This window comes from Salinibacterium sp., assembly GCF_031364185.1.
Lineage (GTDB): Bacteria > Actinomycetota > Actinomycetes > Actinomycetales > Microbacteriaceae > Rhodoglobus.
Genome location: NZ_JANLVV010000314.1, coordinates 1 through 13,505, shown reverse-complemented (window position 1 = coordinate 13,505; position 13,505 = coordinate 1). Strand labels below are relative to the sequence as shown.

The following is a 13,505-nucleotide window of genomic DNA, read 5'->3' as shown; positions in this document are numbered from 1 at the left end:
CGCGCCGCCGACATCCCAACGGGTCGCTTTCAACAGGCTGCGAATGCGCGCCGGATCCTTCGTCACCCCGTACCGATCACGCGCCAGGGCCGAATGCAGGTAGATCACGTGCGGCATAACTGTGGCCCCCAGCATCGACGTAGCCAGCAGCACGGAATCGGTACCCTGGAACCGCGGGACTACCCCGCCGAGAGCCTCGGCTGGGTTCATCCCGCTGAAAAAAAGCCCCGTCACGAAGCCGAACACGATTACCACGAGCAGGGTGATGATCACCGCCTCGAACGACCGCTGGCTGCGGTGCGATTGCAGCAGTAGCAGGCCCATGGAGGCGACTCCGACGATCAGGCCACCGAGCAGCAGTGGCACTCCGAACAGCAGGTACAGTGCGATCGCGCCGCCCAGCACCTCGGCGATGTCGGTGGCAGCGGCGACCAATTCAGCCTGTACCCAATAGACGCGCCGCGGACCGGTCTTCAGCCGCTCGCCCAGGATCTCGGGCAGGCTCTGGCCGGTCACGATGCCGAGCTTGGCCGATTGGTACTGCACGAGCACGGCGATGGCGTTGGCGAGCACGAGCACCCAGAGCAGCAGATACCCGTAGCGGGCGCCGGCGGTGAGGTTCGCCGCGACGTTGCCGGGGTCGACGTAGGCGATGGCCGCGACGAACGCTGGGCCGAGCGCGAGCAGGGTGGCGCGGGCTCTGCCGGGAGGCGCGATGGCGGGCGTTGCAGTTTTCGGCATGCCGAAATCTTAGCTTCCGAGGAGTTGTGCGCCTACTCCCCCAGTAGTTGCGCGCGGACCGTCGGCATCAGCGCTGCGAAGGCAAGCGCCCGGTGGCTGGCCGCGTTCTTCTCATCCGCACTCATTTCGGCGGCGCTGGCCGAGCCCCCGGTGGGCATAAAGATCGGATCGTAGCCGAAGCCGCCACTGCCGACGGGCTCGAGCAGCACCGAGCCGTGCCAGAGGCCGAGCTCGACGAACTCGCTCGACTGCGCGACGTCGGCCGGGCCGTCGGGCCCGACGGATCCGACGGGCGGTGGCACCACGAGGGCGGCCGCGCAGCTGAAGTGCGCGGCGCGGTTGGCCTCGGCCCCGAGGTTGCGCAGCAGCAGCTCGACGTTGGCCGCGTCATCCCGACCCCCGGCATACCTGGCCGAATGGATGCCTGGAGCCCCGTCGAGCGCGTCGACCGAGATCCCGGAGTCATCGGCGATCGCCGCAAGCCCGGTGAAAGCCGAGGCCGCGCGGGCCTTGAGCAGCGCGTTCGCCTCGAAGGTATCGCCGTCTTCGACGGGCTCAGGCCCCTCGTAGCGGACCAGCTCGATGCCGTCGAGCGCACTCCCAAGGATTCGCCGCAACTCGTCGACCTTGTGCGCGTTGTGGGTGGCCAGCACGAGCTTCACTGCCCGCGAGGCGCCAGCGATACCCGCCGAAGTGCCACTCATCGCTGCACGAGTGGCGCCACGTGGGCCGGGTCGAGCGCGAGGGTTGAGACCTGGCGAGCAGTGAGGTCTACGGCTCCGCCGAGGGCCAGGTCGAGCAGCGCGTCAAGCTCGCGACGATCGAACGGGGCGCCCTCGGCGGTGCCCTGCACCTCGACGAACAGACCGCGGCCGGTCACCACCACGTTCATGTCGGTCTCGGCGCGCACGTCTTCGGTGTAGGCCAGGTCGAGCAGCGGCTCGCCGTCGACGATGCCCACGCTGACGGCCGCGACCGAGTCGACGATGGCCTTCGCGTTCTTACCGATGAACCCTTTCGATCGGCCCCATTCGATCGCGTCGGCGAGTGCCACGTAGGCGCCCGTGATCGCCGCAGTGCGGGTTCCGCCGTCGGCCTGCAACACGTCGCAGTCGATGACGATGGTGTTCTCGCCGAGAGCCTTCATATCAACGACGGCGCGCAACGAGCGACCGATAAGCCTCGAGATCTCGTGCGTGCGCCCGCCAATCTTTCCCTTGACCGATTCACGATCCATGCGGTCGTTGGTGCTGCGCGGCAGCATCGAATATTCCGCGGTCACCCAGCCTTTGCCATTGCCCTTGAGCCAGCGCGGCACACCATTCGTGAACGAAGCGGTGCACAGTACCTTTGTGCGGCCAAACGAAATCAGCGCGGAGCCTTCGGCCTGGTCACTCCACCCGCGCTCGATCGTCACGGTGCGCAGTTCGTTCGCTTCGCGGCCGTCAATCCTGGTCATGAATATTCCGTTCTTGGTATGTGTATGGTTCCGGTGTCGAACGTGTTGACCCTGGCCACTTCCGGGCCGAGAAATCTCGAGGCGAGGGAAAGGAACGCGGCCTTGTCTGGCCCGGTCGCCTCGAAGGCGTAGCTGGGCGCATCCATCGACTGCCGCTCGAGATTATGCGCAATCAAGGTTCGATAAACGTCATAGGCGGTCTCTTCGGCGCTGGAGACCAACGACACCGCATCGCCCATCACGTACTGGATTGCGGCAGACATCAGGGGGTAGTGGGTGCAACCGAGCACCAGCGTGTCGATCTCGGCGGCCTTAAGCGGTGCGAGGTACTGCTCGGCAACCGCAAACAACTCTGCCCCGGTCGTGACACCGGCCTCCACGAATTCGACGAAGCGCGGGCAGGCCTGCGTGAATAATTCGAGTCCGGATGCCGCGGCAAAAGCATCCTCGTATGCCTGCGACTTGACCGTTCCGACCGTCCCGATCACGCCGACACGCCCGTTGCGCGTCGCGCGCACGGCCGCGCGCACCGCGGGCTGGATCACCTCCACCACCGCAATCCCATAGCCATCGGTAAACCGCTCACGGGCATCCCGAAGCATCGCGGCGGAGGCGGTGTTGCAGGCGATGACGAGCACTTTCACACCCTCGGCGACGAGGTCATCCATCACCTCGAGCGCGTAGCGTCGCACTTCGGCGATGGGCTTGGGGCCGTAGGGTGAGTGGATCGTGTCGCCCACATAGAGAATCGATTCGCGCGGCAACTGGTCGATGATCGCCCGGGCCACGGTGAGACCGCCGACACCGCTGTCGAAAATTCCGATCGGCGCGTTGTTCACCCATCAAACCTACAGGCCGTCGAACTTACAGGCCGTCGCGCAGCGACTCCTGGTGCACCACCTGCTCGCGGTCGTTCAGCCTTCGGAGCCCCGCCAGGGGCTGGGCCATCCTGTGGTTGCCCTTCAGCTGCAGCTCGACGCGATCGAGGAACGCCCAGTAGCCCCCGGTGAAGGGGCACGCGTTCTCGCCCAGCCGCACCTTGGGGTCAAACCGGCAGCCACCGCAGTGGTCGCTCATCTTGTTGATGTATGCACCGCCCGAGGTATAGGGCTTGGTTGCGACGATGCCTCCGTCGGCGTGCTGCGACATGCCGATCACGTTGGCGGGCATCACCCAGGGCGTGCCGTCGACGAACATGTCGGTGAACCAGCGATCGAGCTGCTGCGGGTCGTACCCGCGCTGCAGTGCCCAGTTGCCGATGATCATGAGCCTCTGGATGTGGTGCGCCCACCCGTGCTGCCTGACGCCGTCGATGGCATGGTGCAGGCAGTTCGCCTCGATGGTACTCGCGTCGAGTTCGAGAAACTCGCGGGGCAGATCGTTCCTGGCCTCGAGATGGTTGTTCGAATAGCGGTAGTTTTCCCCCAGGTGCCAGTACAGATGCCACGTGTAGTCGCGCCAGCCCATCACCTGCCGCACGAACCCCTCCACACTCGGCAGCGGAGCGCGGCCGGCGGCGTACTCCCCCGCCACGGTGTCGACGACGTGGCGGGGGTCGAGCACCCCGAGATTCATCGGCACGCTGAGCAGCGAGTGCGCCATGGTCCAGTCACCGGTGAGCGTGGCATCCTCGAACGGCCCGAAGTCGTTCAGCCTGCTGGCCACGAAATCCTCGAGCGCGGCGATGGCCTCCGCCCCGGTGACGGCAAACCGCCGCGGCTCATCGGCTCCGACCAGGTCGATAAGCCCCTCGGCCTGCCAGCGATCGATGTCCTCTCGAACGGAGGCATCAATGTCGTCTTCCACGGGCCACCACGGCTCGGGAAGCCCGAGGGTCACGGCCCCTTTCGGCGGCGACTGTCGGTTGTCGTGATCGTAGTTCCACTGCCCACCCGCCGGTGAATTTCCTTCCATCAGCATGCCCGTTCGCAACCGGACGTTCCGATAGAAGTCCTCCAACAGCAGCCGGCCCTTGCGGCCTCCCGCCCAGGTCGCGAACTCCTCCTCCGTGGTGATGAAGCCGCGGGAGGGAAGCACGTGGATCTGCCGGGATCGCACGAACCGGCGGGCCTCGTACGATGTCGGATCGATCACCTCCAGGTCGGTGCGACCGTCGACAACCTCGGCGTAAGTCTGAACCTGGTGGAACTCCACCCGCGGCCCCAACTCCGCGGCCCGGTGGCGAATAGCGGAGAGCATCACGTGGGCTTTGGCCCGATGCATCCGGCGCCGCCCAAAGACCGAGCGCGCCTCGATCAGCAGCACGGCACCGCCCTCGTCGAATGCGTCGCCGAGTTGGCCGGCGAAGATCAGGCGGGTTCGCTCCATGATCCAACAATAAGCTCAATGGATGAGCACAGCACTGCAGACCGACCGCTATGAACTGACGATGGTGGATGCCGCGATCGGCAGTGGCACGCACGACCGGGAGTGTGTGTTCGAGGTGCTGGCTCGGCGGCTGCCCGATTCGCGTCGTTACGGGGTCGTGGCGGGCACCGGACGCCTGCTCACGCTCATCGAAAACTTCCGTTTCGGTGATACCGAGCTCGCCTGGCTGCGCGAGAACGCCGTGGTGCGCTCGGAGACCATCGACTGGCTCGCGGACTATAAATTTCGCGGATCGATCTCGGGCTACCGAGAGGGTGAGATCTTCTTCCCCGGTTCGCCGATTTTCGTCGTGGAGGGAAGCTTCGCCGAGGCGGTGCTGCTCGAGACGCTCACCCTCAGTGTGCTCAATTACGACTCCGCCGTGGCCTCCGCGGCCGCCCGGATGGTGTCGGCAGCATCCGGTCGCCCTCTCGTCGAAATGGGGTCACGGCGCACGGGCGAAAGTTCGGCTATTGCCGCGGCACGGGCGGCGTTCATCGTCGGCTTCGGTGCCACCAGCAACCTGGAGGCCGGCCGGAGCTGGGGAATCCCGACCAGGGGAACCGCCGCGCATTCCTTCACCCTGCTGCATGACAGCGAAGAGGAGGCGTTCCAGGCGCAGGTGGACGCGCTGGGGTCGTCAACCACGCTTCTGGTTGACACCTACGACATCGCGGCGGGCGTCGCGCTCGCGGTGAAAGTGGCGGGCACCGCCCTGGGTGCCGTGCGCATCGACTCCGGCGACCTCCCTGTGCAGGTTGCCGCTGTGCGCGCCCAGCTCGATTCGCTCGGCGCGGGCAACACCAGGATCACCGTCACCAATGACCTCGATGAATACACGATCGCCGCTCTTCGGGCGGCCCCGGTCGACTCGTTCGGCGTCGGAACCTCGGTGGTGACCGGCTCAGGGCAGCCGGCATCCGGAATGGTCTTCAAGCTCGTCGCCCACCGCGACTCGGCGGGCGAGTGGGTCAGCGTGGCTAAGAAATCTGCGGCGAAAGCGACGGTCGGCGGGCGCAAGTTTCCGTTCAGGTCGCTCGATCATGCGGGAGTCGCCTACCGCGAGACCATCTCCGTGGATGCCCCACCCGCGGCCAGCCCGACCGAACGCAGCCTGCACACCACCCTGGTCGCCGCGGGCGCCACCGATCAGCGCTACACCGGCATCGAGGGAACCGCCCTCGCCCGCGAGCACCATGCCAGCGCGGTGGCCGAGCTTCCGGATGAGGCGTTCCGGCTCGGTCGCGGTGAGCCAGCGATCCCCACCGTATACACGTAGTGGGGCTACTTCAGCTTCTCGTAAATCTCTTTGCACGTCGGGCAGACCGGAAACTTCTGCGGATCGCGGCCGGGCACCCACAGCTTGCCGCACAGCGCCAACACGGGCTTTCCCGACAGCGCAGATTCCATGATCTTGTTCTTCGGGGCGTAGTGGGAGAAGCGCTCGTGGTCGCCCTCCTCCACCTGCTCCTGCTGGATCAACTCCTCGAGCTCGCGGTCGAGAGTGGCAGTTCCGCCGCCCGCGCCCTGGTCAGGATCAGCCATGAGATTCGAATCAGCCATGCACCAACTCTAGTTGCGCGGGGCTAGTTGCGCAGGGTGAACGCCAGCAGTTCCGGGCCCCGCTTCGAGACGATGTGGCCACCCCAGACGAGGCCAACCACCAGCACGATAATCCCGATCAGGATGCCCGCGCCGAGGGCCGCGAGCTGCCACTGTTCGCCGGGGTTCAGCAACGACAGCACCATCAGCCACACCACGGGTGCGGCGATCACAATGGTCGTCACGAACGACAGCGACTGGATGACGGAGCCTGCCGCCCCCACCGCCTGAGGCTGCGCGAAGGGGCTGTCGCCGGGGTGTACCGCCGGGTACGGGAAGGCCGCAGAGATGACACTCGAGATTCCGAGACCGACCAACAGCAGGCAGGCGCTCAATCCGATGAGTCCGGGCAGCGTTGCGGAGTCACCCGAAACGAGCACGGTCACCAGGCTGCCGATGACCACGAGCGGAACACCGAGCAACAGGGCCGGCACGATTCGACCCCCACGGTCATCCACCCCTCGAGTGGTGGATGACACGTGCAACCAGAAGGCCGAACTGTCGTGCGCGATATCGTTGTGCACTGTCCAGCCGAGAAACAGGCACATGACGGGCACAGGTACCCACACGATGAATTCGGCGGGAACGCCACCCACCAGCAACGCGGCGACCATCACGATCGGCACCACCGGGATGACGGCGAGGGAGACTCGGTAGCGGGCATCCCGCCCCCAGTAGCTGAGGCTCCGAGCGGCGATAGCCCCTGCGGGTGTCGCGGGGACCCTGCCGAACCAGCCGAGGCTGGTGTACCGGTGGCTGCGTGCCTCGCGATCCGACCGTGTGAGCATCATGGCGACGAGGCCGCGCCAGGAAAACCACAGCACGACGAGGAATGTGGCCGAGATCAGCAGCTTCAGGACGGCCTGACCGCCGAACCCCAGCACGATATCGCCGGGGGCGCTCCAGGCCGAACCCAGCGGCGTCCAGTCGGCAATGGCCGCAATTCGGCGCATGATGGGCAGGCCCTGACTTTCCCAGTCCACCGTGGCCAGCAGGGCGACCGCCGGCGCGGCAATGGCCAGCATGAGTACGAAGACGATTCCGGATGCGTCCCGCGCGCGGCGTGACGACAGGAACGTCGAGGCGACCGCCGTAGACACCCTCGCCGCGAGCACGCAGGTCGGCACGATGAGGACGGCGCTGATGATGGCCACCAGCACCGGCAACGGGCCGCGGCCCCAGGTCACCACCTGCGCGAGGGACAACACCACGATGACCAGTGTCGGCACGCTGAGTCCAGCGGCGACGGCGAGGCCGAGAGCGAGCCGATCGGTCGGTATGCCGAAGAGGGCGAACCGTCGAGGGTCGATCGTGTCGTCGACGCCGAACGCGAGAGGAAGCAGGAGAAAGCCGAGCACAATCAGCGTGCCGCATACGACGACGACGACCCGGGCGACATCTGGCGTGGACAGCCTCAGCGCGAACAATCCGGCCGTCAGAACGCCGGCAGCACCGAGACCCCACACGGCCGCGAGGATCATCCCGAAGAGTTGCACGGGGCTCCGCCGGAACGTATTGGCGAACAGGGTGAGTTTCAGGTGGAGAAATTGTGCAACCACTGCAGGCCCTCCGCCGTCTGGAGGCCGCCTGCGAGTTGAATAAACCTGTCTTCGAGGGTCTTTCCGTCTCGAACTTCGTCCATAGTGCCGTCGGCAAGAATCTCGCCGTTGACGACCACCGCAACGTGGTCGCAGATGCGTTGCACAAGATCCATGCTGTGGCTTGAGAGCACCACGGTGCCACCAGCAGCCGCGTATTTCTTCAGGATGTCGGTGACGGTGGCCGCCGAGACGGGGTCTACCGACTCGAACGGTTCGTCAAGCACAAGCAATCGAGGCGAGTGGATCATCGCCGCAGCGAGCGCCACCTTCTTGGTCATGCCCGCCGAGTAGTCGCTCACGAGTCGGCCCATCGCCTCCTCCAACCCGAACGCCCGGGCGAGGTCTGCGCTGCGCTTGCGCACAGTTGCGCCATCCAGTCCACGCAGGATCCCCGCGTAGTAAAGAAGTTGCGCACCCGTGAGCCGGTCGAACAGACGCAGCCGGTCAGGCAGCACGCCCATGTTGCGCTTGGCGATGACCGGGTCGCTCCACACGTTGGAACCGTGCACGACCACGGTACCCGAATCGGGTCGAAGCAGCCCCGTGATCATGGACAGCGTTGTCGTTTTTCCCGCACCGTTGGGCCCGACTATGCCGTAGAAATCACCGGCCCTGACCTCGAGGTCGAGGCCGGAGACGGCGAGTGTGTCGTCGAATCGCTTGGTGAGCCCGGCGACCGAGAGCACGACGTCCTGGGCGATGCGGGTGGGGGATGCCTCGGCCATCGTTCCGACGATCGCTGGTGTGACCGTCGCCGACTCGATGTCCGGGTCTTGCCCAGTCTTCGCGAGTTCGGCCAGCGCTTCGTCCCATGCAGTGGATGCCACGGGTTCGAGAGTCGCTGCCGGCTCGGGCGCCTGCGTCACCGTGTGGTTCTCCACATCAGCGAGCCGGGCGGCCCGGGCAGCCGCGAGTGATTCTCGCAGTTCGCTGACGCGAGCATTCGACGCCGACGCCACACGTTTCGCCCACGCCGAGGCAGACGACACGGCTGAAGCGGCGGGCCCCGCCGGTGCGGACGCTGGACGCGCCGATTCTGGTTTAGACGCCTGGAGTACGGCCGGTTCGCTTTCGGCGGCCGAGCTGGGGTTCACGCTAGTGACGTCGGCAGGTTTCGCCTTTGGGGTCGAGACGGTGGCGTCGTTGACCGCAGGTGTCACCGGCTCACGACCCTCGGACGTCGACGTCGTGATCGTTGCGTCGTCGATCGTCGAAGTGTTTTTCGGAGCTTCCTTTGAGCCCGCCTTGGGGGCGGTCTTCCGAGGAGCAGCAACCCGAGGGGTCGTCGTTGTGACTGCAGACCCGCGAGAGGTGGCGGACTTCGGTGCCGCAGGTTGCGCAGCAGCAGATTTCGCAGCAGTAGTTTTTGCAGCAGTAGTTTTTGCAGCGGCAGGTTTTGCCCGAGCGGGTTTCGCCGGGGCAGGTTTGGCCGCCGCTGGTGTGGCCGCCGGCCCGCTGGCTTCGGGCTTTCCCACGACTTTCGCGCGGGTCGGCACCGGCTTGCGCGCTACGGGAGGCTTCCGCGCCGCTGCCGACGTGCGCGCTGCTGGCTTGCGCGCTGGGGAAGCCTCCACCGTCGCTTCGGTGCTACTGGCTTCCGTATCAGGGGCGGCATAGTGCGGGTTTTCGCCGTCATCGGGTTCTCGGGCGTTTTCCACCTTTTAAACCTACCAAGCCCCGGCTCTCCGACGGCGCGCATCACGAATACGCAACATCCCCTTACTTTCACGTGGCACTTTCAGGTGTCACCACTACGGTTGAGGGAGCACAACGGCGTGTCTTGATAGAAAATCCTCGGTTAACAGTGGGCAACCTGAACCACGTACAAGAACTGAATGTTCCCGAGGCGCTATCTCCCTGACGCAGCTTGCCTGGCAAGCGAAGAGCTTCCGGGAGGCGCAGAGACAACCTAGGAGTTCATCGTGACTACGCAGATCGTCATCCTGGCGGCCGGAATGGGCAGTCGACTCGGTCGATCCCTCCCCAAGCCCCTGACCGAGCTGGCCGACGGCCGCACCATCATGCGCCAACAGTTCGACAACATCCATCACGCCTTCGGAACTCAGGCACGGGTCACCGTCGTCGTGGGCTACAAGCTCGAGCACATCATCGAAGCGTTCCCTGATGCGTCGTTTGTCTACAACGAGCAGTACGACCAGACCAACACGTCCAAGAGCCTGATGCGCGCCCTCCAGGCCTCCACGCCGGGCGGTGTGTTGTGGATGAACGGTGACGTCGTCTTTGATCCCACCGCCCTGGAACGCGCCGCTCGACTCGTCGCCCGCGACCAGTCGTTCGTCTCTGTCAACACCGCGAAGGTGTCTGACGAAGAGGTTAAGTACACGACTGACGCGGAGGGCTACATCCACGAGCTGTCGAAGTCGGTCAAGGGTGGCCTGGGTGAAGCCGTAGGCATCAACTACATCTCGCGTGATGATAAAGCTGTCCTTCTGCGCCAGCTCAGGCGCGTCGGCGACCAGGACTACTTCGAGCGCGGCATCGAGCTCGCCATTGAACAGGACCGACTGCTGGTCGAGCCGGTCGACATCTCAGATTTATATGCTGTCGAGATCGACTTCGCCGAGGACCTGGAGCGAGCCAACCTCTACGTCTAACGGGCCCCCTCGGGCCTTCGCGGGTCGAGCGTGCCGAAACCTCATCCGCTGTCGACGCGTGGGTGAGGTCTCGGCAGGCTCGATCCACGGGAATTCACCCTCGCTCGCCCCGCAATCGCGGCAAGTCGCGTCGGAGACCATACGATGGAGCGCGTGTCAACCGCAGGGGCTCCACGTCGGCAACGTTCGCCGTCAGCCCGCTATCGCCAAGCCCTGTGGCTGCTGACCGTTCGCGACCTGCGCGTGCGCTACTCCACTTCGGCGCTCGGATATTTTTGGTCGATCCTCGACCCACTGGTCATGGCGGGCATCTATTGGTTCGTTTTCACCCAGATCTTCGATCGGGCCGTCGGCGCGCAGCCCTATATTGTCTTCCTACTCTGTGCCCTCTTGCCCTGGATGTGGTTCAACGGTGCCGTCTCCGATTGCACTCGCGCGTACCTGCGTGAGGCGAAGTTGATTCGTTCAACAAAGATCCCCCGCACCATCTGGGTGGCGCGGCTCGTCATGTCGAAAGGTATCGAGTTCCTCGCCAGCATCCCCGTGGTCATCTTCTTCGCCATCGCCACGGGTGCAACCCTCCATTGGGAGGCGTTGCTGGTCGTACCGGCAATACTGCTCCAGTCCATCCTGACCATGGGGGTCGGCCTTATCGTCGCGCCGCTCGTGGTGTTCTTCCGCGATTTCGAGCGCGCCACGAAGCTCGTGTTGCGATTCCTGTTCTATGCCAGCCCGATTATCTACGGGCTTCCCGACCTTAAGCGTGCCGGTCTTGAGTTCTGGGGATCTTTCAACCCGCTCGCCGGAATCTTTTCCCTCTATCGATCGGCGTTCTTTCCTGACCAACTCGACTGGTACGCCGTGGCCATCGCCGCCATCATGAGTGCGATCATCCTCGTGGTCGGAATCCTCGTCTTCCACCGCACCGAGCGTGCCGCGCTGAAAGAGATCTGATGGCCGACCTTCGCGATGCTGTGATCAGGGTGAGGGATGCGGGCATCCGGTTTCGCCGCAATCGCCGCTCCCGTCGCAACTTCAAAGACCTGTTCGCGGGCCGAAGTCGCCGCGCCAGGGCGGATGAATTCTGGGCGCTCCGCCACGTCGACTTCGAGGTGCAACCGGGAGAAGCGATCGGTGTTGTCGGGCGCAACGGCCAGGGCAAGTCGACTCTGTTGAAGCTTGTTGCCGAGGTGATCCTGCCCGACGAGGGCGGCGTCGAAGTTCACGGCGGAGTCGCGCCACTTATCGAAATCACCGGCGGTTTCGTCGACGACCTGACCGTGCGCGACAACGTCTACCTGACGGCGGGGCTGCACGGCATGTCCAAGGCCGAGATCACCGAGCGCTTCGACGAGATCATTGCCTTTGCCGAGATTGGCGACTTTCTCGATACCCCGTACAAACACCTCTCCAGCGGCATGAAGGTTCGCATCGCCTTCTCGGTCATCTCCCGGCTTGAGGAACCGATCATGATGGTGGATGAGGTGTTGGCGGTCGGGGATAAGGCGTTCCGCGAAAAGTGCTACCGCCGCATTGAGGAGCTTCTAAAGGGCGGGCGCACCCTGTTCTTCGTGTCGCACAACGAGCGAGACCTTCGTCGTTTCTGCACTCGTGGTCTCTACCTCGACAAGGGCGCGCTTGTGCTCGACGGCCCGATCGACGAGGTGCTGGCGCGCTACAACGAAGACTACGGAATGTGAACCCCCAGTTTCTGCCGTGCCCCGACGGTACGGTGGGAGCATGTCGAACAGCAGCGAGATGGCGGTCTCCAGTCCCTTCGTTGTGAGGGGCATTGATCGCGTTCTCACCGTGCAGCGACCAGCCGTTCTGGCGCACATTCGCAGCATCCGCAGGGGGCGCCCGCACGACAGCCCCGAGGCGATCATCCATATTCTGGAGCGTCGCTATCTTGCCGCCGTCACCACTGGTGGGGCGCTCGTAGGTGCGAGCGCCGCAATTCCCGCCGTCGGAACAGCAGCGTCGCTGGCACTATCCGGAGTGGAAACCGCAGGCTTTCTGGAGGCGAGCGCGCTTTTTGCGCAGTCTGTCACCGAGATTCACGGCATTGTGGTGGATGACCCTGACCGGGCCCGCGCCCTGGTCATGACCATGGTGCTGGGCACGGCCGGCAGCGACCTGGTGAAGCAGCTCGCTGGCCAGATGTCTGGTAAGGGCGCCGGAAAGTCGGTTTTTTGGGGCGAGACGCTCACGAAAAGCATGCCGCGCGCCGTGATGGGGCCCATCGCCGACCGCATTAAGGTGACGTTTATGAAGAAGTTTGCGGTCGCGCAGGGCACCAATGTGGTCGGTCGCCTCATCCCCTTCGGAATCGGTGCCGTGATCGGCGGCGGCGGAAACCACATGCTCGGCCGCCAGGTCGTGCGCGGCTCGCGAGAGGCGTTCGGCCCTCCGCCGGCGACATTCCCCGAATGGCTCGAGCCGGTTATGAAGCTTCCGAAGCCTCCCCGGCCTGCTCGGGCTCCTAGGGCTGCTCGGGCTGCTCGGGCTCCTAGGCCTGCTCGAGCTTCTCGCCTGCCCGGCGAACGTCATGAACTGCGCGTTCCGCTGCCCAACATCCGGATGTCGCGCCGCGCTCCCGCGGCACTCACGCAGTCACACGACATCGCTGTGGATGCTCCGCCCGAAACGCCGGCGGGAATTCCACCGGATCTGCCTTCCGCCTGAGAATGAGAGCGCAGTTGCGGCCCCATTCGCAGGGCGGAAACGGCCACGACTGCACTCTCACTGTGGTCTGGGGCTATCTCGTGGCGGAATTTCTCTACCGAACGGCCTGAATCACTGTTCTGCATCTCGATGAATGCCAGCATCGTCATAGTGAAAGGTGCAACCTCAGCGCATCCTTGAGCTCGCGCATTCGGTCGCCGCCGATGTGGCCCGGGGTTCGAACACAACGGTCAGTCGCAATCGATCTGACCTGTTCGGCCTGCGCCGCCGTGTCAGAATCCACGTGCTGCCGACCCGCATTAGAGATCGCGCCAATAGGCTGCAGCCAAATGAAGGAGAATTTCGCTCGAGTGTGTGGTGAGCCCCGGAAACCAGGGACCCGGAGCGGGATTGTCCTTCATTTGGTCGGAAATGACCGCACCTATTGGCGCGATC

Annotated in this window: 14 protein-coding genes; 6 read left to right on the top strand and 8 right to left on the bottom strand. The window is 64.8% G+C overall.

Annotation, left to right across the window (positions count from 1 at the left end; genetic code table 11):
• The 5 genes from RMN95_RS13755 to RMN95_RS13735 all read right to left on the bottom strand — a co-directional run.
• Positions 1-741: Nramp family divalent metal transporter (locus RMN95_RS13755; protein ID WP_309617478.1), on the bottom strand; the 741-nt coding region annotated here is incomplete at its 3' end.
• A 32-nt stretch (positions 742-773) separates the two neighbouring features.
• A complete protein-coding gene (gene rdgB, locus RMN95_RS13750; protein WP_309617477.1) occupies positions 774-1,445 on the bottom strand; it encodes an RdgB/HAM1 family non-canonical purine NTP pyrophosphatase in 672 nt (223 codons plus the stop codon).
• Positions 1,442-2,200, bottom strand: coding sequence for a ribonuclease PH (rph, locus tag RMN95_RS13745; protein ID WP_309617476.1), 759 nt, complete (start codon positions 2,198-2,200; stop codon positions 1,442-1,444). Before rph ends, rdgB begins: the two co-directional genes overlap by 4 nt.
• Entirely contained in the window at positions 2,197-3,039 is an 843-nt protein-coding gene (murI, locus tag RMN95_RS13740) for a glutamate racemase (RefSeq protein WP_309617475.1), read from the bottom strand. Before murI ends, rph begins: the two co-directional genes overlap by 4 nt.
• A gap of 25 nt (positions 3,040-3,064) precedes the next feature.
• Positions 3,065-4,528: a cryptochrome/photolyase family protein gene (locus RMN95_RS13735; protein WP_309617474.1), complete on the bottom strand. Its 1,464-nt coding sequence runs from the start codon at positions 4,526-4,528 to the stop codon at positions 3,065-3,067.
• 22 nt (positions 4,529-4,550) lie between these two features.
• Here RMN95_RS13735 and RMN95_RS13730 point away from each other — a divergent pair, with 22 nt between their 5' ends.
• Positions 4,551-5,846, top strand: a complete 1,296-nt coding sequence (locus RMN95_RS13730) for a nicotinate phosphoribosyltransferase (RefSeq protein WP_309617473.1) — start codon at positions 4,551-4,553, stop codon at positions 5,844-5,846.
• Between the two features lie 5 nt (positions 5,847-5,851).
• Here the strand turns inward: RMN95_RS13730 and RMN95_RS13725 are convergent, their stop codons facing one another.
• From RMN95_RS13725 to RMN95_RS13715, 3 genes are read right to left on the bottom strand one after another with little or no spacing between them, the layout of a single operon-like run.
• The gene (locus RMN95_RS13725; protein WP_397545296.1) at positions 5,852-6,112 is read right to left on the bottom strand and encodes a DUF3039 domain-containing protein; all 261 of its coding nucleotides are present in this window, start codon (positions 6,110-6,112) and stop codon (positions 5,852-5,854) included.
• Positions 6,113-6,153: 41 nt separating this feature from the next.
• Positions 6,154-7,728, bottom strand: coding sequence for a hypothetical protein (locus tag RMN95_RS13720; protein ID WP_309617471.1), 1,575 nt, complete (start codon positions 7,726-7,728; stop codon positions 6,154-6,156).
• Positions 7,704-8,759: an ABC transporter ATP-binding protein gene (locus RMN95_RS13715; protein WP_309617470.1), complete on the bottom strand. Its 1,056-nt coding sequence runs from the start codon at positions 8,757-8,759 to the stop codon at positions 7,704-7,706. The genes RMN95_RS13720 and RMN95_RS13715 overlap by 25 nt, the downstream gene beginning before the upstream one ends.
• A 109-nt stretch (positions 8,760-8,868) precedes the next feature.
• Here RMN95_RS13715 and RMN95_RS13710 point away from each other — a divergent pair, with 109 nt between their 5' ends.
• The 5 genes from RMN95_RS13710 to RMN95_RS13690 all read left to right on the top strand — a co-directional run bounded on the left by RMN95_RS13710 (position 8,869) and on the right by RMN95_RS13690 (position 13,070).
• Positions 8,869-9,387: a hypothetical protein gene (locus RMN95_RS13710; RefSeq protein WP_309617469.1), complete on the top strand. Its 519-nt coding sequence runs from the start codon at positions 8,869-8,871 to the stop codon at positions 9,385-9,387.
• 305 nt (positions 9,388-9,692) lie between these two features.
• The gene (locus RMN95_RS13705; RefSeq protein ID WP_309617468.1) at positions 9,693-10,385 is read left to right on the top strand and encodes a phosphocholine cytidylyltransferase family protein; all 693 of its coding nucleotides are present in this window, start codon (positions 9,693-9,695) and stop codon (positions 10,383-10,385) included.
• Positions 10,386-10,529: 144 nt separating this feature from the next.
• Complete coding sequence (locus tag RMN95_RS13700) at positions 10,530-11,339, top strand: ABC transporter permease (RefSeq protein WP_397545295.1); 810 nt, start codon at positions 10,530-10,532, stop codon at positions 11,337-11,339.
• Positions 11,339-12,085, top strand: coding sequence for an ABC transporter ATP-binding protein (locus RMN95_RS13695; protein WP_309617466.1), 747 nt, complete (start codon positions 11,339-11,341; stop codon positions 12,083-12,085). The genes RMN95_RS13700 and RMN95_RS13695 overlap by 1 nt, the downstream gene beginning before the upstream one ends.
• 40 nt (positions 12,086-12,125) lie before the next feature.
• Positions 12,126-13,070 carry a hypothetical protein gene (locus tag RMN95_RS13690; RefSeq protein WP_309617465.1) on the top strand — a complete coding sequence of 315 codons (945 nt, stop codon included), beginning with the start codon at positions 12,126-12,128 and terminating at the stop codon, positions 13,068-13,070.
• Positions 13,071-13,505 lie beyond the last annotated feature (435 nt).

Bases quoted from the DNA above. Each gene is read 5' to 3' on its own strand.
- rdgB (WP_309617477.1), bottom strand. From the start codon at position 1,445: ATGAGTGGCACTTCGGCGGGTATCGCTGGCGCCTCGCGGGCAGTGAAG.
- rph (WP_309617476.1), bottom strand. From the start codon at position 2,200: ATGACCAGGATTGACGGCCGCGAAGCGAACGAACTGCGCACCGTGACG.
- RMN95_RS13735 (WP_309617474.1), bottom strand. From the start codon at position 4,528: ATGGAGCGAACCCGCCTGATCTTCGCCGGCCAACTCGGCGACGCATTC.
- RMN95_RS13730 (WP_309617473.1), top strand. From the start codon at position 4,551: ATGAGCACAGCACTGCAGACCGACCGCTATGAACTGACGATGGTGGAT.
- RMN95_RS13725 (WP_397545296.1), bottom strand. From the start codon at position 6,112: ATGGCTGATCCTGACCAGGGCGCGGGCGGCGGAACTGCCACTCTCGAC.
- RMN95_RS13700 (WP_397545295.1), top strand. From the start codon at position 10,530: ATGGAGCGCGTGTCAACCGCAGGGGCTCCACGTCGGCAACGTTCGCCG.
- RMN95_RS13695 (WP_309617466.1), top strand. From the start codon at position 11,339: ATGGCCGACCTTCGCGATGCTGTGATCAGGGTGAGGGATGCGGGCATC.
- RMN95_RS13690 (WP_309617465.1), top strand. From the start codon at position 12,126: ATGTCGAACAGCAGCGAGATGGCGGTCTCCAGTCCCTTCGTTGTGAGG.